Origin of the sequence: Tabrizicola sp. TH137 (assembly GCF_002855575.1) — a bacterium.
Classification (GTDB): domain Bacteria; phylum Pseudomonadota; class Alphaproteobacteria; order Rhodobacterales; family Rhodobacteraceae; genus Paragemmobacter.
In genome coordinates, this window is record NZ_PKRQ01000004.1 from 321,279 (window position 1) to 342,815 (window position 21,537).

The following is a 21,537-nucleotide window of genomic DNA, read 5'->3' on the forward strand; positions in this document are numbered from 1 at the left end:
GCCGTGCCAGCATCGGTTTGACCCTGAAGCCTATGGTGACCCCCATGCGTCTTGCCCCGATTGCCCTTGCCGCCGCGCTGATCCTTGCGCCATTTGCCGTTGCGGCGCAGGACCTTGTGCCGCCGAAGCGCATCGTTCTTTCGCAGGATCTGGATCTGCCGGGGGGCGACATCGCGTCGGCCTTCGACACGACGCTGGAGGCCTGTGAACGGGCTTGTCTGGCAAATGCCACTTGCGAAGCCTTCACCTTCAACACCCGGAACGGAAGCTGTTTCCTGAAGGCGGGGCCGGGCGAGGGCGTTTCCTATGCGGGGGCCTTTTCCGGTGCCGTGCGCGCGGCAGAGGCGGGGGCGGCGGAGCGGGCGCGGCTGCGGCGCGGCGAGATCGCCTTCGTGCAGGATTGGGAACTGGGCGCGGTGACGGCGCAGGCGGAAGCGCTGGCGCGGGAGCATGTGGCGGGGCCGTGGACGGCGGCGGAGTGGTTGACCGCGGCGCAAGAGGCCGAGATGCAGGGCGATTTCGCGGCTGCGGCGCGGAACATGGGGGCGGTGGTCAGCCTGACGGATGCGGCAGGCGACTGGGGGGACTATGCGCGGCTGACGCTGGCGGCGGGCGATGTGGAAGGGCCGGATCAGCAGGCGCTGCGGGAGCGCGCCTATCAGGCGGCGGTGAACGGCTATCTTCGGGCCGAAACTGCGGCGGAGCGGCATACGATCCTTGTCACCATGGGCATGGCGCTGGAGCGGATCGCGCGCGGTTCGGACACGGTGAAGGCGCTGCGTCTGGCGCAATCGTTGCAGGAGCGCGACGACACCGCAGCCTATCTGGCGCAGGCGGCGGGGCAATACGGGTTCCGCATCGTGGAGAACCGGGTGGAGAGCGATACGGCCCGCCCGCGCATCTGCGCGACGTTTTCGGAGGATCTGGTGGCGAAGGGGGTGGACTATGCCTCTTTCGTGCAGCTGGACGAGCCGGGGCTGACGGTGAGCGCGCAGTTCCGCGATATCTGCGTCGAGGGGCTGGTGCATGGCCAGCGCGCGACAGTGACCTTCCGCGAGGGGCTGCCTGCGGCGGATGGGCAGGTGCTGACGGCGTCGGTGGATATCACGCAATACATCCGCGACCGGTCGCCCGGCGTGCGCTTTCCGGGGCGGGCCTATGTGCTGCCCAAGGCGGGGGAGCCTGCGCTGCCGGTTGAGACGGTGAATACCGAGGCGCTGGATCTGGTGCTGTATCGCGTCACGGACCGGAACCTGATCCGGGCCTTCCAGAACGGCTATCTGTCGGCGCCGATGGCGGAATGGCAGGAGTATGATTTCACCGCCCAGACGGGGACGGAGGTCTGGCGCGGGACGGCAGAAGTGGGGATGGAGGTGAACCGGGACGTGACCACGCGCCTGCCGATGGCCGAGGCGCTGGCCGGGCAAGGGGCGGGGGTTTATGCGCTGCGCGCTTCGGTGCCGGGCAAGCAGGCCTGGCAGGTGCCCGCCGGGTGGCAGTGGTTCACGGTGTCGGACCTTGGGGTGACGACGCTGTCGGGGGTGGATGGGCTGCATGTCTTTGTGCGGTCGCTGGGATCGGCAGAGGCGAAGGCGGGGGTTTCGGTTGAGCTTCTGTCGAACGGGAACGAGGTTCTGGGGACCGTCGCAACGGATGCGGATGGCTATGCGCGGTTTGATGCGGGGCTGACGAAGGGGGTGGGGGCGGCGGCACCCGCGATGGTGGTGGTGCGCGAGGGCGAGGCGGATGTGGCCTTCCTGTCGCTGAACGACCCGGAATTCGATCTGTCGGATCGCGGGGTGGAGGGGCGTGAGGCCGCGCCGCCGGTGGATGTGTTCCTTGCGACGGATCGGGGGGCCTATCGGGCGGGGGAGACGGTCTTTGCCACGGCGCTGGCGCGGGATTCGGGGGCGGCGGCGGTGGAGGGGTTGCCCCTGACCGTGGTGGTGAAGCGGCCCGACGGCGTGGAACATGCCCGGCAGGTGGTGAATGACTGGGGTGGCGGCTATGTGATCAGCCAGCCGATCCTTGCCAGTGCGCCGCGCGGCGTGTGGCGGATGGAGGTGCTGGCGGATGCGGACGCGCCGCCGCTGACGGCGACCACGTTCCTTGTCGAGGATTTCCTGCCGGAGCGGATTGATTTCGACGTGGCGCTGCCCGAGGGGATGCGTGCCGGAGAAGTGGCGGAACTGGGCGTGACGGCGCGCTATCTGTTCGGCGCGCCGGGGGCCGATCTGGCGGTGGAGGGCGAGGTTCTGCTGCGCGCGGCGGCGGGTCTGCCGGGATGGGAGGGCTATCGCTTTGGCCCGCATGACAGCCCGTTCAGCGCAGTGATGCAGGGGCTTGACCCGGCGCGGACAGATGCGGCGGGGCTGGCCACGGTGACCGTGGCCCTGCCGGATGTGGAGGATGCCGGGCTGCCTCTGGAGGCGCGGGTAGCGGTGCGGGTGGCCGAAGGATCGGGGCGCCCGGTGGAGCGCGTGACAACGGTGCCGCTGGCCGCGAGCGCGCCGATGATCGGGGTGAAGCCGATGTTCGACGGCGTGGTCGGCGAGAATGCCGAGGCGCGGTTCACGCTGGCGGCGGTGGGCGCGGATGGCAAGGCCGCACCGATGGCCGCCCGCTGGGAGGTGGTGAGGATCGAGACGACCTATCAGTGGTATCAGAGTTTCGGCAACTGGATGTGGCAACCCGTGACCCGGCGCGAGCGGGTGGCAGAGGGCGATGTGGCGCTGGATGCGCCGACCGAGATCGCGGTGCCGGTGACATGGGGCGAATATGTGCTGACCGTGACGCAGGCGGAGGGGGTGGCGGTGACGTCGGTTCCCTTCAGCGCGGGCTGGTTCGCGGCGGCGGATGCGGCGGCGACGCCGGATACGCTGGACCTGTCGCTGGACAAGGAAGCCTATGCGGCGGGGGATGTGGCCAAGCTGCGGCTGGTGCCGCGTTTCGCGGGCAAGGCGGTGGTGATGGTGCTGTCGAACCGTCTGATCGCCATGCAGGCGGTGGATGTGGCGGAAGGCGAGACTGTCATCGACCTGCCCGTGACGGATGACTGGGGCGCGGGTGTCTATGTGACCGCGCAGGTGCTGCGGCCGATGGATGTGGCGGCGGGGCGGAACCCGGCGCGCGCGCTGGGCCTGGCCCATGCCGGGGTGGACCCGGGGGCGCGGGCCCTGGCGGCCAGGGTGGAGGTTCCGGCCGAGGTCGATCCGCGTGGGGCGCTGCCCGTTGCAGTAAAGGTGGACGGGGTGGCGGCGGGCGAGACGGCCTATGTCACCATCGCGGCAGTGGATCAGGGGATATTGAACCTGACGGGATACAAGGCGCCCGATCCGCAGGGGCATTACTTCGGGCAGAGGAAGCTGGGCGTCGGCATCCGCGACATCTATGGGCGGCTGATCGACGGGCTGAACGGGGCCGAGGGCGTGGTGCGGTCGGGTGGCGATGCGGGGGCGGGGGCGCGGTTGCAGGCGCCGCCCCCCACGGAAGAGCTGGTGGCCTATTTCACCGGGCCGGTGGCAGTGGGCGCGGATGGATTTGCGCGGGCGGAGTTCCAGCTTCCGGCCTTCAACGGCACGGTGAAGGTGATGGCGGTGGCCTGGTCCAAGACCGGGGTCGGGCAGGCAAGCGCGGACGTTCTGGTGCGCGATCCGGTGGTGGTGACGGCGTCGCTGCCTCGTTTCATGGCGCCGGGGGATGAAAGCCGGGTGTTGCTGGAGATTGTCCATGCAACGGGGCCCTTCGGGACGATGCAGCTTGCCGTCGCGGGCCGGGGCGTGGAGGTGGGCGACGCGCCCGCGACTGTCGATCTGGCAGAGAAGGGCAAGCAGGTGCTTGCCGTGCCGGTGGTGGCGGGTGCGGAGGGTATCCACGAGGTGGCGGTGACGCTGACCACGCCGGATGGGAAGGTGCTGGAGAAGGTGCTAACCCTGCCCGTGCAGCGAAACGACCCGGAGGTGGTGCGCGTGTCGCGGTTCGATCTGGCGGCGGGGCAGACCTTCCAGTTCGACGATGCGGTGCTGGCGGGATATCTGCCCGGCGCGCGGGCGACGCTGGCCATCGGGCCTTTGGCGCGGCTGAATGCGCCGGGGCTGTTGGCGGCGCTGGACCGGTATCCCTATGGCTGCACGGAGCAGATGACATCGAAGGCGATGCCCTTGCTCTATTTCGACGAAGTGGCGCAGGCCATGTCGCTGCCCTGGGCGGAGAATGTGCAGGGCCGGGTGCAAGAGGCGGTGGCGGAGATCCTGACCAATCAGGGCGCGGAGGGCGGATTTGGCCTTTGGGGGCCGGGGTCGGGTGATCTGTGGCTGGATGCCTATGTGACCGACTTCCTGTCGCGGGCCAAGGCGCGGGGGTTCGAGGTGCCAGACCCTGCCTTCCGCATGGCGCTGGACAATCTGCGCAATCAGGTGAATTTCGCGCCCGATTTCGACTTTGGCGGTGAGGCGCTGGCCTATGCCCTGATGGTGCTGGCGCGCGAGGGGGCGGCGGCGATCGGTGACTTGCGTTACCACGCCGATGTGAAGGGCGATGCCTTTGCCACACCGACGGCCATGGCGCAGTTGGGCGCGGCTTTGGCGGCCTATGGCGAACAGGCGCGGGCGGATGCGATGTTCGCGCGGGCCGGGGCGGCACTGGATGCAGCGGCGCAGGATGTGGAGCAACTGTTCCGCGCCGACTACGGGACGACCTATCGCGATGCGGCGGCGGTGCTGACGCTGGCGGTGGAGGCGGGGTCGAATGCGGTGGACCGCGAGGCATTGACGGACCGGATTGCCACATCCGGCGTCTTGTCCACGCAGGAAAGCACCTGGGCGCTGCTGGCGGCCAATGCTCTGATCGACGGACCCGAGGTTTCGGGGGTGACAATCGACGGTCAGCCTGCCGAGGGGCCTTTGGTGCAGATGCGGGCCTTGGGGGCCGCACCTGTGGCGGTGGCGAATGGCGGGGGGGATACCACGCTGACCGTGACCAGTTTTGGCGTGCCGGAGGGGGATGAGGCGGCGTCGGGCAATGGCTATGCGATTTCCCGCAGCTATTTTGCGCTGGACGGGACGCCGATGGATGCCTCTTCCGTGGCGGTCGGGACGCGGATGATCGCGGTGCTGGAGATCACGCCCTTTGGCCGTGGCGAGGCGCGGCTGATGGTGGCGGATCCGCTGCCGGCCGGGTTCGAGATCGACAATCCCAATCTGATGACGGCGGGGTCTGTGCCTGCGCTTTCGGGGCTGGGGCTGTTGGATTTCGTGACCCATGCCGAATATCGGCAGGACCGGTTCCTTGCCGCCGTGGACCGGATGGACAATGCGCCCTTCCGGCTGGCCTATGTGGTGCGGGCGGTGTCGCCGGGGGTGTTCCGGCATCCGGCGGCATCGGTCGAGGACATGTATCGCCCCGATTTCCGGGCGGTGGGTGAGACGGGCCGGGTGAGCGTGACGGAGTGATCCGGGCGCGGCATATCTTTGCGCTGGCGGCGGGGCTTTGGCTTTCCGCCGTGGCGCGGGATGGGTTTGACGGATGGGTGGCGGCGACGGTGCTGCCGCCGCTGGTGCCGGAGACTTCGGTCTTGGTGGAGGATCGGGAGGGCGCGCTGTTGCGCGCCTATACGGTGGCGGATGGGCGGTGGCGGCTTGAGGTCTCGCCCGATGCGGTGGACCCTGTCTTTGTCGAGATGCTGATCGCCTATGAGGATGGGCGGTTCCGCGATCACGGGGGGGTGGACCTGCGCGCGATGGCGCGGGCAGTGGCGCAGGCGGTTTGGCATGGCGGGGTGGTGTCGGGCGGATCGACGCTGACGATGCAGGTCGCGCGGCTGCTGGAGGAAAGCGGGACGGGCCGGATCGAGGGCAAGCTGCGGCAGATGCGGGTGGCGCTGGCGCTGGAGCGGCGGCTGACGAAGGAGGAAATCCTGGGGCTTTACCTGCTGCTGGCCCCCTATGGCGGGAATATCGAAGGGGTGCGGGCGGCGACGCTGGCCTATTTCGGGAAGGAGCCCTGGCGGCTGACCCCGGCCGAGGCGGCGCTGCTGGTGGCCATTCCGCAAAGCCCGGAAAGCCGCAGGCCGGACCGGCATCCGGAGGTGGCGGCAGAGGCGCGGGCGCGAGTGCTGGCGCGGGCCGTGGCGAAGGGGATCGTGACGGCGGATCACGCCGAGGCGGCAGAGCGCGAGGTCGTGCCGGTGGCGCGGCGGGCGGTGCCCGCTATCGCGCCGCATCTGGCGGATCGGGCGCTGCGCGATGCGCCGCTGGCGGCGGTGCATCGGCTGACCATCGACCGGGGGCTGCAAGTCGCGCTGGAGCAACTGGCCGCCGAGACGGTGCAGCATCAGGGCGAGCGGTTGCAGGTCGCGATGGTGGTGGCGGATCATGCGACGGGGGAAATCCTTGCCTCGGTCGGGTCGGCGGCGTTCCGGGCGGATGCGCGGCAGGGGTTCGTGGACATGACGCAGGCGCTGCGGTCGCCGGGATCGACGCTGAAGCCCTTGGTCTATGCCTTGGCCTTCGATGAGGGGCTGGCCCATCCCGAGACGATGATGGAGGACCGGCCCGTCCGCTTTGGCACCTATGCGCCGCAGAATTTCGACCGGGTCTATCGTGGCACGGTGCGGGTGCGGGAGGCGTTGCAGTTGTCGCTGAACATCCCTGTGGTGGCGTTGACCGAGGCGATGGGGCCGGCGCGGGTTCTGGTGGCGCTGGATCGGGCGGGGGTGGGCTATCGGTTGCCGCCGGGGGAGGCGGGGCTTGCCATCTCGCTCGGCGGGATCGGGGTGAGTTTGCAGGACATGGTGCAGCTTTACGCCGCGCTGGCACGGGGCGGTGTGGCGCTGCCCCTGCGCTGGCGGATGGAAGAAGACGGGGCAGAGGGGGCGCGGGTGGTGAGCCGGACCTCGGCCTGGCAGGTGGGGGACATTCTGGCGGGGCTGGCACCACCGCCGGGATCGCCGGAGAACCGCCTCGCCTACAAGACGGGGACGAGCTATGGGCATCGCGATGCCTGGGCCATCGGGTTTGACGGGCGGCATGTGGTGGGGGTCTGGCTGGGGCGGGCAGATGGGACGCCGGTGCCGGGGGTGTTCGGCGCTGACCTTGCAGCGCCGGTTCTGTTTCAGGCCTTTGCCCGGCTGAAGCCCGCGCTGGAGGCGCAGCCCCCTGCCCCGCCGGAGACCCTGCTGGTGGCCAATGCGCAACTGCCGCAGCCCTTGCAGCGGTTTCGCCCGCGCGGGGCGGCGTTCGACGTGGCCCGCGATGCGCCCGCAGTCGCCTTTCCGCCCGACGGTGCCGAGGTGGAGCGGTTGCCGGAAGGCGTGATGGTGCGGGTGGAGGGGGGCAAGGCCCCGTTCACATGGCTGGCCGATGGCATGCCGATGGTGACGGGCGAGCGGTCGCGCGAGGTGGTGCTGCCCCTGCTGGGGGCGGGGTTCACCACCCTGTCGGTGATCGACGCCGAGGGGCGGTCGGCACGGGCGCGGGTGCGGCTGCGCTAGACCCTTTCGATGGCTATGGAAATGCCCTGCCCGCCGCCGATGCACATGGTGAGGAGCGCAGTCCCCTGCCCCGTGCGTTCCAGCGCGTGCAGCGCCTTGACGGCGAGGATGGCCCCGGTGGCCCCGACGGGATGGCCCAGTGCGATGGCCCCGCCTGACGGGTTCACCTTCGCGGGGTCGAGGTTCAGGGCGCGGGAGACGGCGAGGGCCTGGGCGGCGAAGGCTTCGTTGCTTTCGACAAGGTCGAAATCCTGCGGGCGCATGCCGAGTTTGGCGCAGAGGGCCTGCGTGGCGGGGATGGGGCCAAGGCCCATCACGCGCGGGTCCACGCCTGCGATGGCATAGCCCATGATGCGGGCACGGGCGCCGTCGCGCTTGCCTTTGGACAGGATCAGGGCGGCGGCCCCGTCATTGATGCCGGAGGCATTGCCTGCGGTCACGGTGCCATCCTTCTGGAAGACGGGTTTCAAGGCGGCGAGTGCGTCAAGCGAGGTGGCCTTGGGGTGTTCGTCGCGGTCGAAGATGACGGGGCCCTTGCGGGACGGAACCTCGACCGGGGTGATTTCGGCGGTGAACCAGCCTTCTGCCAGGGCGCGGGCGGCGCGGGTCTGGCTTTCCAGGGCGAAGGCATCCTGATCGGCGCGGGTGATCCCGTGCTGGGCGGCGACGTTTTCCGCCGTGACGCCCATGTGACCCGTGCCGAAGGGACAGGTCAGCGCGCCGGTCATCATGTCCACGGCGCGGGTGTCGCCCATCCTGGTGCCGAAGCGCGCGGCGGGCAGGGTGTGGGGGGAGCGGGACATGCATTCCGACCCGCCGACGAGGGCGAGGTCGGCATCGCCGAGCATCAGCGCCTGCGCGCCGGAGACGATGGCCTGAAGCCCGGAGCCGCAGAGGCGGTTGACGTTCATCGCAGGGGTTCCTTCGGGGAGGCCCGCCTGCATGGCGGCGACACGGGAGAGATACATGTCGCGCGGTTCGGTGTTGATGACATGGCCGAAGACGGTGGTGCCGATGGCGGCAGGGTCGATGCCCGCGCGGGAGATGGCGGCGCGGGCGGCGGTGGTGGCAAGGTCGATGGGGGACAGGCCTGCCAGAGACCCGCCAAAGGTGCCGATGGCGGTGCGCGCGCCGGAAAGGATGTGGATGTCGGTCATGTTCGCCCCCTGCCCTGTCTTGAGGCGCAGGATGGCATGGCTTGGGCGGGGATGCATGGGTGACGTCGCGTTGCGACGCCCCCGTGCCGCGGCAATTGACAGTTCCGGACTGGCGGGAGACATGTGCCGCGACCCTCCTTCCGAGAGATTGAATTGGCTTCGCTTCTTCGCACCCATGCCGCGCTGCTGTTTGCAGGGATCGCTACCTTCGCGCTGATGGGGGCGGGGCAGTCGCTCTATGGTCCGGCCTTGCCCGCCTTCGCGCGGGAATTCGGGCTGAGCGTGGCGCAGGCGGGATGGCTGATCTCGGCGTTGTGGATCGGGTCGGCCCTGGGCGTGGCACTGATGTTCTTCCGGGGGCGGCATGTGACGCCGCGCCATGCGCTGGGGGTGATGGTCGTCGGATCGGCGATCATTGCCAGCGGGATCGGCTGGTGGCCGACGCTGGCGGGATCGGTGATCTTCGGCATGGGGTATGGGATTTCGACGGTGGTGTTCAATCCGCGCGTACTGCGCGCCTTCGGGGCGAAGGGGCCGTCTATGGTGAGCCTCTTGAACGCGATGTTCGCGGTGGGGGCGATTGCGGCACCCCTGGCCTTTGTCGCCATCGGATCGAACCCGCATCTGGCCTTTGCGGCAGTGGCGGTGATCGCCGGGGTGATCTGGCTGGCGGCCGGAACCACCGGGCGGGACGAGGAAGAGGCGGGGCGGGTCGCGTCGAAACCCTATCGTTTCCGCGCGGGATTGCTGTGTTTCGGGGTGGTCTGCATCGGGGTGGAGGCCTGTCTGATCGGGCTTGGCCCCACTGCGCTGATCACGGCGGGGGCGAGCGAGGAGACGGCGGCGCGGGCGCTTTCGGGGTTCTTCGTGGCCTTCCTGATCGCGCGGACGGCGCTGGTCTTTGTGGCGCATCTGGTGCCGCCCTTCGCCATCTATGCGGGGGCGATGGTCGGGGCGGCGCTCTGCGCCATCGGGGCGGTCCTGTTGCCGCCCGTTCCCTTCTTCATGGCGATGGGGGCCTTTGCGGGGTTGTTCTTCCCCGGCTTTTTCGTGACCGCGTCGCGGGTGATGGGGGATGACCCACGGGTGACGCCGACGATCATTGCGGCGGGATTGGTGGGGGGCATCTCTTCGCCCGTCATCCTGGGCTGGCTGGTCGAGGGGATGGGGGAGCGCGGGTTCTTCCAGATCATAGCCGGGCTGACGCTGGCGACGGCGCTGGTGGCGTTGGCACTGCTGCGGCGGGTGAATGCCGAGGCGCAGGGGTAATCATCCCGCCTGCCAGGCCTTTACCGCATCGAGCGGCCAGAGCAGCATGAGGATGTTGAGGGCGAGGCCGTCACGGATGAGCCATGTGGTCACGGCCTCGAAGAAGATCACGAGGGCGGCGGAGGCCCAGACCGGCAGGATGCGGGCGAGGAAGAAGCCTGCGATCATGGCGAGGATGTCGGCCACGGAATTGAGGACGCTGTCGCCGTAGTAATCCAGCGCGATGGTGACGGACCGGTAGCGTTCGATCACGGTTTCGGAGTTCTCCACGATCTCCCACGCCGCTTCGATCAGGGTGGCGAGGGTGAGCCGCCAGGCAAAGGAGAGGCGGCGGGCGGTCAGGTGGAGCAGGCCGTAGAAGAGCAGGCCGTGGATCAGATGCGAGGGGGTGTACCAATCCGTCAGGTGCTGCGAATTCTCGGAACTGACGGTTTCGCCGTGCCAGAGTTTGACATAGCCGCAGGCGCAGATCGGCACGCGCCCGACCTGCCAGAGCCAGAAGGCCGCCAAGGCGATGATGGCGAGGGTCAGGACATGGGGAAGGCGGCTGTCGGTCATGGGGCACCCTGTCGGTTCTGTGCAGAAAAGCCGAAATGGCGGGGGCTGTCACCACTGGTCATGCGCGCGAGGCGGGTTAGGTCTGGTGCATGAGCAAGTATGGACCCACGCGCGGCGAACATCTGTTCCGCCTTGTCTTTTCGATCTTCGGGCTGGGCTGCATCGGCGTCCTGTTTGCCGTGCGCGGCGTGCCGAAGGGGCCGGGGCTGGTGGAGGTGGTGGGGATCGCCGGGGCGTTCTTTGCCGGGACGGCGGTGCTGTCGGCAAGGGCCCTGTTGCGCCGGGATCAGGGCTGAAGCGGTTCGCGGCCCCAGTCGGTGAGCAGCCAGACATCACGACCTTCGATCACCACAGCGGTCAGGGGGCCACCATAGGCGGCGGAACTGTCGATGTTCAGGCGGTTGCCGTAATGGGTGGGATGGTCGAGCGCGGTATGGCCGTGGACCACAAGGAAGCCGTGATCGCGGGTGTCTTCGAGGAAGCCGCCGCGTATCCAGACGAGATCGGTTTCGGTCTGGGCGGGCATCGGGATGCCGGGGCGGATGCCCGCATGGACGAAGACACATTCGCCGCGCTGGTGCCAGGTCGGGCGGCTGTCGAGGAAGATGCGGTGGGCTTCGGGGACGGCTTCTACCGCCTCGGAATGGACAGGGACGAGGGGGCGGTCGGCGGCACTTCTGACGCCATATGAGGCAAGGGTGGCCGCCCCGCCAAGGCGGGGATGGAGCCAGGAGAGTTCGGCGCGCAGACCCTCTTCCGGTTCGAACGGGTCGCGCAGGAAACGGGTGAACATGCGGTCATGGTTGCCCTTGAGGGTGACCCAGTTCTCGCCCCGTTCGGTCCCCTTGGCGAGGTAATCGACGACGCCGCGGCAATCGGGGCCGCGATCCACGTAATCGCCCAGATGGATGACAGGCGCGTCATGGTCGCCGGTCTGGCGGCGGTCTTCGGCGATCAGGTCATGGGCATGCAGGAGCAGGTCGAGATGGCCGTGAATGTCGCCTATGGCGTAGCTGCGCATCGTGCCTGTCCGGGGTTGTGGAACGGGTCCGGGCCGTGAGGCCCGGACCTTGGGATAGGGGACGGGCCGGGGATAGGCAAGGGAGGCCCTGCCCGTCCCGGCCCTGCGCCGTCAGGCCACGTCGAATTCCAGCGGCTTGACCTGCTGGAACATGCCGGTGGATTCCAGCGTTTCCACGACCTTGGGGTCGATCGGCTGGTCGAGGTAGAGGATGGCGATGGCATCCTGCCCGACGCCGGAGCGGCCCAGGGTAAAGTTCGCGATGTTGACGTTGTTCTTGCCCATGGTCATGCCGAGAAGACCGATGATGCCCGGCACGTCTTCGTTCGTGGTGTAGAGCATGTGGCGGCCGATTTCGGCGTCGATGTTGATGCCCTTGATCTGGATGAAGCGCGGCTTGCCATCCGAGAAGCAGGTGCCGGCGACGGAGCGTTCGCGTTTGTCGGTGACCATGGTCACCTTGATATAGGCGTCGAAAACGCCGGTCTTTTCCTGACGGGTGGTGGAGATCTGGATGCCGCGTTCCTTGGCCACCACGGGGGCGGAGACGAGGTTGACGTCGGGATTGTGCGCCTTGAGGACGCCCGCGATGACCGACTGGTTCAGCGCGGCGAGGTTCATCTCGGCCACCGCGCCATCATAGAGGATGTTGATGGCCTTGATCGGTTCATCCGTCATCTGGCCGATGAAGGCCCCCAGATGCAGGGCGAGTTTCACCCATGGCCCCATGACGGCGGCCTCTTCCGCGGTGACATTCGGCATGTTCAGCGCGTTCTGCACCGCGCCGGTCAGCAAGTAGTCGGACATCTGTTCGGCCACTTGCAGGGCGACGTTTTCCTGCGCCTCGGTCGTGGAGGCGCCGAGATGGGGGGTGCAGACGACATTGGGGTGGTTGAAGAGGACGTTTTCGGTGGCGGGTTCCACCTCGAACACGTCCAGCGCGGCGGCGGCGACATGGCCTGCATCCAGCGCGTCCTTCAGCGCGGCCTCGTCGATCAACCCGCCGCGGGCGCAGTTGATGATGCGGACGCCCTTCTTGGTTTTCGCGAGATTCTCGCGCGACAGGATGTTGCGGGTCTTGTCCGTCAGCGGGACGTGCAGGGTAATGAAATCGGCGCGGGCGAGGAGGTCATCAAGCTCGACCTTCGTGACGCCGAGTTGCTTGGCGCGTTCTTCCGACAGGAAGGGATCATAGGCCACGACCTTCATCTTCAGGCCCACGGCACGGTCGCAGACGATGCCGCCGATATTGCCCGCGCCAATGACGCCGAGGGTCTTGTTGAACAGCTCCACCCCCATGAATTTCGACTTTTCCCATTTGCCCGCGTGGGTGGAGGCGTTGGCCTCGGGGATCTGGCGGGCGATGGAGAACATCATGGCGATGGCATGTTCGGCGGTGGTGATCGAGTTGCCGAAGGGCGTGTTCATCACGATGACGCCCTTCTTGGACGCCGCCGGGATATCCACATTGTCCACGCCGATGCCGGCGCGGCCCACGACTTTCAGGTTCGTGGCCTGCTCAAGCAGTTTTTCGGTGACCTTGGTGGCCGAGCGGATGGCGAGGCCATCATATTGGCCGATCAGTTCGGCCAGCTTTTCCTTGTCCTTGCCGAGTTTCGGCATGTAGTCCACTTCGACACCGCGGTCGCGGAAGATCTGGACGGCGGTTTCGGAGAGTTCGTCGGAGACGAGAACGCGGGGGGCCATTTTGGGCTCCATTTCAATGAGTTGTCGGGGGAAAGGTAGGGCGGGGTTCACCCCGCCGTCCCGGTCAGGCAGCCTGCGCCAGTGCGGCGATCTCGGCCTCGAAGGCATGGGCGATCCAGGGCATTAGGGCTGCGACATCGGCGGTTTCGACCGTCGATCCGCACCAGATGCGCAGGCCGGGGGGGGCGTCGCGATAAGCGCCCACGTCATAGGCCACGCCTGCCTTTTCCAGCCGCTTGGCCACGGCCTTGGCAAAGGCCGCGCCATCGGTGATGCGGGGATCGGTGAATTTGAGGCAAACGCTGGTGGTCGAGGCCGTGGCGGGGTCTTCCGCAAGGTTCGCGATCCACGGGTTGGCGGCGCAGAAATCCCAGACGGTGCGGGCGTTTGCCTCGGCCCGCGCGATGAGGCCCTTGAGGCCGCCCACGGATTTCGCCCATTTCAGCGCGACGAGGTAATCTTCCACCGCCAGCATGGACGGCGTGTTGATCGTCTCGCCCAGGAAGATGCCGTCGATCAGCTTGCCCTTCGATGTCAGGCGGAAGATTTTCGGCAGCGGCCAGGCGGGGGTGTAGGTTTCCAGACGTTCCACCGCGCGGGGCGACAGGATGAGCATGCCATGCGCCCCTTCGCCGCCCAGCACCTTTTGCCAGGAGAAGGTGGTGACGTCGAGCTTGTCCCAGGGCAGGTCCATCGCGAAGGCGGCGGAGGTGGCGTCGCAGATGGTAAGCCCTTGGCGGTTCGCGGGAATTGCGTCGCCATTCGGGACGCGGACGCCGGAGGTGGTGCCGTTCCAGGTGAAGACGACATCGGCGTCGAAATCGACGGTGGCAAGGTCCACGATCTGGCCATAGGGGGCCTTTTTCACGGTGGCGTCGAGCTTGAGCTGTTTCACCGCGTCGGTGACCCAGCCTTCGCCGAAGGATTCCCAGGCCAGCATTTCCACGGGGCGGGCACCGAGCATCGTCCACATCGCCATTTCGACGGCGCCGGTGTCGGAGCCGGGGACGATGCCGATGCGGTAATCGGCGGGGACGCCGAGGATTTCGCGGGTGAGGTCGATGGCTTCCTGCAACTTCGCCTTGCCGACTGCGGCGCGGTGCGAGCGGCCGAGGGGCGCGTCGGCGAGGTGGTTCAGGGTGAAGCCGGGGATCTTGGCGCAGGGGCCAGAGGAGAAGCGCGGATTGGCCGGGCGCTTGGCCGGCGGGGTCAGGTCTGTCATGGTAGCCTTCCAGCTAAAAGCCCTTCGTTGGGGAAGGGTGTCCCGCCGCCGGGGATAGCGGGGCGAGCGGGCTGGCACAAGCGGGAAAATTGCCCTAAAGCGGCGCAACGTCGCGCGAAAGCGACGGGTTTGTCCACTATCGGAAACTTCATGTTCATCGCGACCCTGCTGACCAACCCGCAAACCCCGATCCTTGAACGCGCCACGGTAGAGGCGGTGCGGAATGCCTGGGGGGGAGGCGATGCGATCTGGCTGGAACCCGGAGTGGCGGCGGAATTTCCTTTGGAAACCATGCCGTTGAACCACTGGGAGGTGTGGGAGGGGTTGCAATCCCTGCGCGTCGATCTGGTGGTGCAGGCGGCGGAGGGGCGGCGCAAGCGGGTGCTGCTGGCCGACATGGATTCCACGATGATCGAGCAGGAATGCATCGACGAGTTGGCGGATGAGGCCGGGGTCGGGGCGCGGGTGGCCGAGATCACGCGCCGGGCGATGAACGGGGAGCTGGATTTCGAGGCGGCGCTGAAGGAGCGGGTGGGGTTGTTGAAGGGCCTGCCGGTGGCGGTGATCGACCGGGTGATCCGGGACCGGATCACGCTGATGCCGGGGGGGCCTGCGCTGGTGGCCACGATGAGGGCGAACGGGGCCTATGCGGCGCTGGTGTCGGGGGGGTTCACGGCGTTCACGGCGAAAATCGCGGCGGTGCTGGGGTTCGATGAGAACCGGGCCAACACATTGAATTCTATTGGTGATCTTCTGGATGGGACGGTGGCAGAACCGATCCTGGGCCGTCAGGCCAAGGTGGATGCGCTGGAGGACATTACCAAAAGGTTAAGCCTGTCGGAGCGCGAAGTCCTGGCCGTGGGGGATGGGGCGAATGATCTGGGGATGCTGAAACGCGCCGGAGCGGGGGTGGCGCTGCATGCCAAGCCGGTGGTGGCTGCGGAATGCGACATCCGCATCAACCACGGGGACCTGACGGCGCTGCTGTTCCTCCAGGGGTATCGGCGCGAGGAGTTTGTGGCGTGATCATCCGTCCGGCACGGCCGGAAGATGCCGCCGCGATGGCCGACTTGCAGAACAAGATCATCCGGATCGGCGGGACGACCGCCTATCAGACCGAGCGGAGTGTCGAGGCGGTGCGGGATTACATAGACGGCGCGGGGGCGATCTGCTGTTTCGTGGCAGAGGCAGAGGGGCGGCTGATCGGGTTTCAGGCGCTGGGCGTCTGGCCGGGATTGCCGGAGGGATGGGGCGATATCGGCACTTTTGTTGAGCCTGAGGTGCAGGCGAAGGGAACGGGGCGCGCGCTGTTCGCGGCGACCTGTGCCGCAGCGCGGGCGGCGGGGCTGGAAACGATCAACGCCACGATCAGGGCCGACAATGCGCCGGGGCTGGCCTTCTATGCGCGGCAGGGGTTCCGCGACTACGGGCAGGAGCCCGAGTTCCGCCTTCTGGACGGGCAATGCGTGGGGCGTGTGCATCGGCGGTTCGATCTTTGATACAAGGGGCGACCCATGCAGGATGGCGGTTGACCCTTAACCGGAGGTAAGCGCGGCGCTCAGTTGGCCGGGGCGTCGGGGGTGAGGAAACCGGCTTCCTCCATCTCTTTCCGGGTGGGATACCACATCGTTCCCATGCCGCGGGAGACGACATTCACCGCGAAATCGGCGCTGACGCCATGGGCGAGGAAATGCGCGATGAGCTTGTTCGCGTCGCGCTGGCCTTCGTCGTAAACCCATTCCGCGAAAGCGAATTCGTCTTTCCAGCCGCTATCCTCGCGCCAGTCCTGATAGTAGCTGCGCATCGACTCCACGCCCCAGCCGGAGGGGTGCAGGCCGATGCGGCCGCCCCGGTTCATCCGCCGGTCGGTGCCGGCCACGAAGAGAATGGCGCAGGCAGAGGCGCATTCGCCTTCCACCTCGGTCTTGAGGCCGTAATCGGCGATGATGGCGGCCATCTCATAGGCGGCTTCGATATAGCCGCCGTCAGAGGTGAGGCGGAGCGTGTCGATCCGGTCGCCATGCTGCGCGAGAAGGGCGCGGAGGGCGTCGATATCCTCATAGGCGATGTCGCCCACGGTATCGTCGGGGGAGAGGCCGGAATCGGGGTCGATCAGCGTCGCATCGACGGGAAATTCCGTGTTGTAGATCAATCTGTTGGCATCGAGGGTGAAGCGCGTGTCGGCAAGTGCGGGCGTGGCGGCGAGGAGCAGGAGGGCAAGCACGGCGGGCAGGGTCACGGGTATCCTCGCGGTCGGAACGGTGGTTTCGGGGGTAGCGTAACCTGCGGGGCGCGGGCTGCAAAGGGGCTGTGGGGACAGGGGTTTACAATGCGCGGGGGGCGGCGGAAGAAGGCGGGATGATCTTCGAGGTTGCCACCCATCTTGCCCTTCTTCTGATCCTTGCGGCCTTTCTGGCGGGGTTCGTCGATTCCATCGCGGGGGGCGGGGGGCTGATCTCGGTTCCGGCCCTGCTTCTGGCCGGGGCGTCGCCGATCGAAGCCTTGGCCACCAACAAGTTGCAGGGCACCTTCGGGGCGGCGACGGCGACGGCCACCTATGCGCGGGCGGGGCATGTGCAGCTGCGCGAACAGCTTGGAATGGCTGTGATTTCCGCGATTGGCGGGGGGTTGGGGGCGCTGGTGGCGCATCTGGTTCCGGTGGAGGTGCTTCGGGTGGTGATGCCCGTCGTGCTGGTGGCGGTGGCGCTGTTCTTCGCGTTGAAACCGGGGCTGAGCGATGCGGATCGGGTGGCGCGGATGCGGCCCGGTGTCTTTGCGGTGACGGCGGTGCCTCTGATCGCGGCCTATGACGGGTTCTTTGGGCCGGGGACGGGGTCGTTCTTCATGCTGGCTTTCGTGATGTTGGCGGGGTTCGGCGTGCTGAAGGCGACGGCGCATACGAAGCTGTTGAATTTTGCCAGCAATATCGGGAGTTTGGCCGTATTCATCCCGTCGGGGGCGATGTGGTGGGCGGTGGGGTCCTGCATGGCGGCGGCGCAGGTTCTGGGGGCGGCGCTGGGGGCAAGGCTGGCGATGCGGGTGGGCGCGCGGCTGATCAAACCGCTACTGGTGGTGGTGTCCACGGGGATGGCGGGGCGGTTGTTGTGGCAGGCCTTCGCCGGGTGATTTCGGCTTTCGCCGCATGGTGTTGGCCGGAAACGGCTGTGCCGTAACCTGTGCCGCAAACTGTGCAGCAAACTGTGGCCACGCTGCGAACGCCGGAACGGGCCCTGGCGCAACGGGGGGCGGGCGGGAACGCAGGCCCGGTCACCCACCCCAATCCGCCGCCTGCATCTCGCGCAGGCGGGAGGCGGTGCGTTCGAATTCGAAGGCGCCGGTGCCTTCGATGTAGAGCCGTTCGGGTTCGTCGGCGGCAGAGCAGATCAGGCGGACCCGCGCCTCGTAGAGCGCGTCGATGAGGGTGACGAAGCGTTTCGCCTCGTTGTAGTTCGAGGCGGAAAGCTGGGGGATGTCTTCGAGGATGAGGACACGCACCGCCTGTGCGATGGAGAGGAAATCGCCGGGGCCGAGGGGACGGGCGCAGAGGTCCCAGAAGGTGGCGCGGGCGATGCCGTTGGCGAAGCGGGGCACTTCGACCGTGCGGCCATTGACGGGAAGCTGCAAGGCTTCGCCCGCCGCGCCGCCGGTGAGATCGGACCAGATGGCGTTGATTTCGCCGCGCGCCCGCCCGGCGGGGTGGAAATAGACCTGCGCGCCTTGCAGGCGGTGTTGGCGGTAATCGGTCGGGCTTTGCAGTTCCACCACGTCGAGCCGGGCGCGGAGCAGGTCGATGAAGGGCAGGAAGAGCGCGCGGTTGAGACCGTTGAGATAGAGATCCTCGGGCGGGCGGTTGGAGGTGGTGACGATGACCGCGCCGCCGGCGAGGAGCTTTTCGAAGAGCCTGCCCACGACCATGGCATCGGTGATGTCGGTGATCTGCATTTCATCGAAGGCAAGGAGGCGGGTGTCCTTGAGGATCGCCTCGGCCACCGGGGCGATGGGATCTTCGACGCCTTTCTTGCGCGCCTCGTGCATGGCCTTGTGGGTGTCCTGCATGAAGGCGTGGAAATGGACGCGGCGCTTCTGGCGGATGTCGGTCGCTTCGTGGAACAGGTCCATCAGCATGGATTTGCCGCGCCCGACACCGCCCCAGAGGTAGAGCCCCTTGGGCGGGGTGAGCGGTTTGGCGAAGAGACCGGCGAAGAGGCCAACGCGGCGGTCGGCATGGGTTTCGAGCCAGAGGCGGATCGCTTCGAGCCGGGGCAGCACGGCATGTTGCGCCGGATCGGCGCGGAGCTGGCCATCGGCGACGCGGGCCTCGTAGAGTTCGGTCAGGGTTTGCCGCATACCGTTGTATACAACGCGCGGCGGCCTGTGGGAAGCGGTGCGATGCGCCATCCTTTCGGATGCAGGGCCGACCGAAGCATCCGGCGGGCTGATCGGAGGAGAGAATGCAGGGGCGCGGCGGGCGGCATAATCTGACGTCGTGCCGCCGATCCCGCGCGGCACCGCAAGAAGGCCCGAAACCATGAGCGACGCGACCCGCGGCTTGCCGATCCATAGGCCCGACCCCGATTTCGGGCGCATGTACAGGCATCCGGCCGACGTGCTGCCCGAGGTGCAATTGGGGCGCGGCTGGTGGCTGCTGCCGATGCTGGCGGGCGGCGTGGCGGGCTGGGCCGTGCTGATGCGGGCCATCTTCTTCTGATCCTGCCCTAAATCGCAGCCGGGCCAAGCCGTTTGGGCATCTGAGGGCACGATGTCCGTGCCCATGCGATCCATGAAGGCCAGACCACCATGAGCGATGCAAGCCACGGCCTGCCGATCCATCGCCCCGATCCGGAATTCGGGCGGAGCTATGGGCGGCAAGGCGATGCCGTTCCGCAGATGACCATTTCGCGGGGGTGGTGGCTTTTGCCTGCCTTCCTTGGCGGTGTGACGGGATGGGTGTTCCTGTTCAAGGCGCTGTTCTTCTGAGGGATGGCTAAACCCTTGTCGGGTCGGGCCGTTGAGGTCTGAGGATTTTCGTGCAGGAGGCAGGAATGGCAGTGGCCCATCTCTACGGTCTGAAACCGGTCGAGCGGGAAGCCCCGCGGGCACCGCGCATGTTCGTCGAACCGGCGGATTTCGCTGCGGTGGCAGAACTGGCGCGGGCGATTTCAGGATGCGAACGCGCCTGCATCCGGCTGGAGGATGACGAGACGGGCGAAATGCGTCTGGCCTTCTTTCCCGAGTTGCCGGGGGTGACGGATCTGCCTGCGGCGCTGATGCCGAACGGGCGGGGGCTGGCGGTGCTGGACCCGGCGCCGATGGGCCGTGACATTGCGGCGGCCGGCCTGCCGGACCTGGGCTTCTGGGCGGGTTTTGCGCTGAAATCGCAGGGCGGGCGCGTGCTGGGGGTGCTGGGCCTGATGGACAGCGCGCCGCGCGAGATGAGCGATGCGACGATGCAGCAACTGGTGCAGTTGTCGGGCATCCTGTCGCTGGGGATCGGGATGGCCGCATCGGTGATCCGGGTTCTGGCGCGGCAGACGCTGGGCGTGATCGAGGATGTGGCCGAGGTCGAGGAGGGTGCGGCCTCGCCGGCCCTGACCGGGCTGATGCGCTATGCGGCGGGGCGGATGCCCAGCAATGCCGAGGCGATGGCAATGCGGATCGCCGGGCTGGCCGAAATGTCGGACGGGCATCTGCTGCTGACGGAGACGGCGACGTCGATCCTGTTCACCCATGGCTTCCGGCTGGCGACATCGGATGTGCTGGAGGATGCGCCCGAGGCGGAAGAGGTGGCCGAAGTCCAGGCATCGAAGGAATTCCAGGCGATGGCGCGGCTGCGGATCGGGGAAGTCCATCACGACATCGCCCGCGACGATGAGACCGACAAGTTCGCCTTCCGCATCACCGGAAGCGGTGCCGACTGGGTGCTGCTGGACAACGGGCTGGAGCAGGGCTGGCCGGAAATGGCGGCCGAGATCATCAAGCGGACGCGGAACGCGACCTTTGACTATGTGCGGATGCACATGATCCATCGCCGCGATGCGCCGATGCCGTCGGGGGAATATCTCTACGATCTTTATGGCATCGAATGGGCGGTGCGCGGCACGCCGGAGGCGGCGGAGGCACGCGGTGAGGACGGGACCTGGCGGTCCTTCGATGCGAGCAGCGCCTCGCCGGACAATCCGCGCGACTTTTCGGCGCTGGCGGCCTTTGCGGCGATCCCCGACCTTGAGGCCAGGATCGGGGGGGATGTGCATGAATGGTCCAAGCGGATTGCCGCCGGATCGGAGATCACGCCCGTCTTCAACTGAGACGCCGGACGGAATGGGGAGGGCCGCGGGGACGGCCATCCGGGGGGCGCGGGTCAGGCCGCGTCCCCTTCCATTTTGACGATGCTTTCGCGCAGGCGGCCGACGGCGGCCTTCTTGATCTGGCTGACGCGGCCCGTGGTGACGCCGAGGATTTCGGCGATTTCATAGACGTTCAGTTCTTCGACGAAATAGAGTTGCAGGACCAGCGCCTCGCGTTCCGGCAGGTCGCCCAGGGCGCGGCGCAGCATCTGGCGCATCTGATCGTGCTGCATCTTGTCTTCGACGGACCGGCCCGCGTCGGAGAAGAGCATGGAGTGATCGGTATAGACCTCGTCCAGCGACTTGATCTGGGAGGCGCCGAACTGGGCTTCCCAATCCTCAAGCTCGCCCACGGTGATGCCCATGTCGGCGGCGATCTCGTGCTTTTCGGGGGTGCGGAGAAGGGTCTGTTCCAGCTTTTGCGTCGATGCGCGCATGCGCTGCTGCATCACGATGGTGGCGCGGCAGAGCGAAGAGGAGGCGCGGAGATAGTCGATGATGGAGCCGCGGATGCGGATGGCGGCATAGGCGGCGAAACTCGCACCCTGGCGCGGGGTATAGCGCTGGGCGGCATCGACGAGACCCATGTAGCCGACCTGGAGCATGTCTTCCACCTCGGCCATGCGGCCGACGCGGCCATGCATGTGCCAGGCGATCTTGCGGACAAGGTCCATGTGCGAGCGGACCAGCTTTTCGGGCGAGGGGCCGTCCTGTTCGGCATAGCGTTTGGCGAGCATCATTCGCGCCCTTTCGGTGAGGGTTCGGGAAAA

General features: G+C 67.4%; 18 protein-coding genes. 10 read left to right on the top strand and 8 right to left on the bottom strand.

Annotated features, from left to right (window positions below; genetic code table 11):
• Positions 1-44: 44 nt before the first annotated feature.
• Together C0V75_RS14305 and pbpC are read left to right on the top strand one after the other, a co-directional pair.
• Positions 45-5,450 (top strand): alpha-2-macroglobulin family protein, encoded by a 5,406-nt coding sequence (locus tag C0V75_RS14305; RefSeq protein WP_101921786.1) that lies wholly within the window; start codon positions 45-47, stop codon positions 5,448-5,450.
• Entirely contained in the window at positions 5,447-7,489 is a 2,043-nt protein-coding gene (gene pbpC, locus C0V75_RS14310) for a penicillin-binding protein 1C (RefSeq protein ID WP_101921623.1), read from the top strand. The genes C0V75_RS14305 and pbpC overlap by 4 nt, the downstream gene beginning before the upstream one ends.
• Here the strand turns inward: pbpC and bktB are convergent.
• Positions 7,486-8,646 (bottom strand): beta-ketothiolase BktB, encoded by a 1,161-nt coding sequence (gene bktB, locus C0V75_RS14315; RefSeq protein WP_101921787.1) that lies wholly within the window; start codon positions 8,644-8,646, stop codon positions 7,486-7,488. The two genes, pbpC and bktB, sit on opposite strands and share 4 nt — an antisense overlap.
• 153 nt (positions 8,647-8,799) lie before the next feature.
• Here bktB and C0V75_RS14320 point away from each other — a divergent pair, with 153 nt between their 5' ends.
• Positions 8,800-9,915, top strand: coding sequence for a sugar MFS transporter (locus C0V75_RS14320; protein WP_101921624.1), 1,116 nt, complete (start codon positions 8,800-8,802; stop codon positions 9,913-9,915).
• Here C0V75_RS14320 and C0V75_RS14325 read toward each other — a convergent pair whose 3' ends face one another.
• Complete coding sequence (locus C0V75_RS14325) at positions 9,916-10,473, bottom strand: DUF2585 domain-containing protein (RefSeq protein ID WP_101921625.1); 558 nt, start codon at positions 10,471-10,473, stop codon at positions 9,916-9,918. It abuts the gene before it with no gap.
• An 89-nt stretch (positions 10,474-10,562) separates the two neighbouring features.
• Between C0V75_RS14325 and C0V75_RS14330 the strand changes: the two genes are divergently transcribed.
• Positions 10,563-10,769 (top strand): hypothetical protein, encoded by a 207-nt coding sequence (locus C0V75_RS14330; RefSeq protein ID WP_101921626.1) that lies wholly within the window; start codon positions 10,563-10,565, stop codon positions 10,767-10,769.
• Here C0V75_RS14330 and C0V75_RS14335 read toward each other — a convergent pair.
• The 3 genes from C0V75_RS14335 to C0V75_RS14345 all read right to left on the bottom strand — a co-directional run bounded on the left by C0V75_RS14335 (position 10,760) and on the right by C0V75_RS14345 (position 14,423).
• The gene (locus tag C0V75_RS14335) at positions 10,760-11,494 is read right to left on the bottom strand and encodes a metallophosphoesterase (protein ID WP_101921627.1); all 735 of its coding nucleotides are present in this window, start codon (positions 11,492-11,494) and stop codon (positions 10,760-10,762) included. The two genes, C0V75_RS14330 and C0V75_RS14335, sit on opposite strands and share 10 nt — an antisense overlap.
• 111 nt (positions 11,495-11,605) lie before the next feature.
• The gene (gene serA, locus C0V75_RS14340) at positions 11,606-13,201 is read right to left on the bottom strand and encodes a phosphoglycerate dehydrogenase (protein ID WP_101921628.1); all 1,596 of its coding nucleotides are present in this window, start codon (positions 13,199-13,201) and stop codon (positions 11,606-11,608) included.
• A 64-nt stretch (positions 13,202-13,265) separates the two neighbouring features.
• Positions 13,266-14,423 (bottom strand): phosphoserine transaminase, encoded by a 1,158-nt coding sequence (locus tag C0V75_RS14345; RefSeq protein WP_101921629.1) that lies wholly within the window; start codon positions 14,421-14,423, stop codon positions 13,266-13,268.
• A gap of 150 nt (positions 14,424-14,573) precedes the next feature.
• Between C0V75_RS14345 and serB the strand changes: the two genes are divergently transcribed.
• Both serB and C0V75_RS14355 read left to right on the top strand, forming a co-directional pair.
• A complete protein-coding gene (serB, locus tag C0V75_RS14350) occupies positions 14,574-15,449 on the top strand; it encodes a phosphoserine phosphatase SerB (RefSeq protein ID WP_101921630.1) in 876 nt (291 codons plus the stop codon).
• Positions 15,446-15,922 carry a GNAT family N-acetyltransferase gene (locus tag C0V75_RS14355; RefSeq protein ID WP_216821462.1) on the top strand — a complete coding sequence of 159 codons (477 nt, stop codon included), beginning with the start codon at positions 15,446-15,448 and terminating at the stop codon, positions 15,920-15,922. The genes serB and C0V75_RS14355 overlap by 4 nt, the downstream gene beginning before the upstream one ends.
• Positions 15,923-15,981: 59 nt before the next feature.
• Here the strand turns inward: C0V75_RS14355 and C0V75_RS14360 are convergent, their stop codons facing one another.
• A complete protein-coding gene (locus tag C0V75_RS14360) occupies positions 15,982-16,662 on the bottom strand; it encodes a hypothetical protein (RefSeq protein ID WP_101921632.1) in 681 nt (226 codons plus the stop codon).
• Between the two features lie 122 nt (positions 16,663-16,784).
• On the opposite strand from C0V75_RS14360, the gene C0V75_RS14365 reads away from it, so the two are divergent.
• A complete protein-coding gene (locus C0V75_RS14365) occupies positions 16,785-17,549 on the top strand; it encodes a TSUP family transporter (protein ID WP_101921788.1) in 765 nt (254 codons plus the stop codon).
• A gap of 141 nt (positions 17,550-17,690) precedes the next feature.
• Here C0V75_RS14365 and zapE read toward each other — a convergent pair whose 3' ends face one another.
• The gene (gene zapE / locus C0V75_RS14370) at positions 17,691-18,770 is read right to left on the bottom strand and encodes a cell division protein ZapE (RefSeq protein WP_101921633.1); all 1,080 of its coding nucleotides are present in this window, start codon (positions 18,768-18,770) and stop codon (positions 17,691-17,693) included.
• Between the two features lie 181 nt (positions 18,771-18,951).
• Here zapE and C0V75_RS14375 point away from each other — a divergent pair, with 181 nt between their 5' ends.
• The 3 genes from C0V75_RS14375 (at position 18,952) to C0V75_RS14385 (ending at position 20,728) form a co-directional block, all read left to right on the top strand.
• The gene (locus C0V75_RS14375) at positions 18,952-19,131 is read left to right on the top strand and encodes a hypothetical protein (RefSeq protein WP_101921634.1); all 180 of its coding nucleotides are present in this window, start codon (positions 18,952-18,954) and stop codon (positions 19,129-19,131) included.
• Between the two features lie 89 nt (positions 19,132-19,220).
• On the top strand, positions 19,221-19,400 hold the full coding sequence (locus C0V75_RS14380) for a hypothetical protein (protein WP_101921635.1): 180 nt from the start codon (positions 19,221-19,223) through the stop codon (positions 19,398-19,400).
• Between the two features lie 65 nt (positions 19,401-19,465).
• Positions 19,466-20,728: a hypothetical protein gene (locus tag C0V75_RS14385; RefSeq protein WP_101921636.1), complete on the top strand. Its 1,263-nt coding sequence runs from the start codon at positions 19,466-19,468 to the stop codon at positions 20,726-20,728.
• A gap of 53 nt (positions 20,729-20,781) precedes the next feature.
• On the opposite strand, the gene C0V75_RS14390 is transcribed toward C0V75_RS14385, so the two are convergent.
• Positions 20,782-21,507, bottom strand: a complete 726-nt coding sequence (locus C0V75_RS14390) for a sigma-70 family RNA polymerase sigma factor (protein ID WP_101921637.1) — start codon at positions 21,505-21,507, stop codon at positions 20,782-20,784.
• Positions 21,508-21,537: the final 30 nt, after the last annotated feature.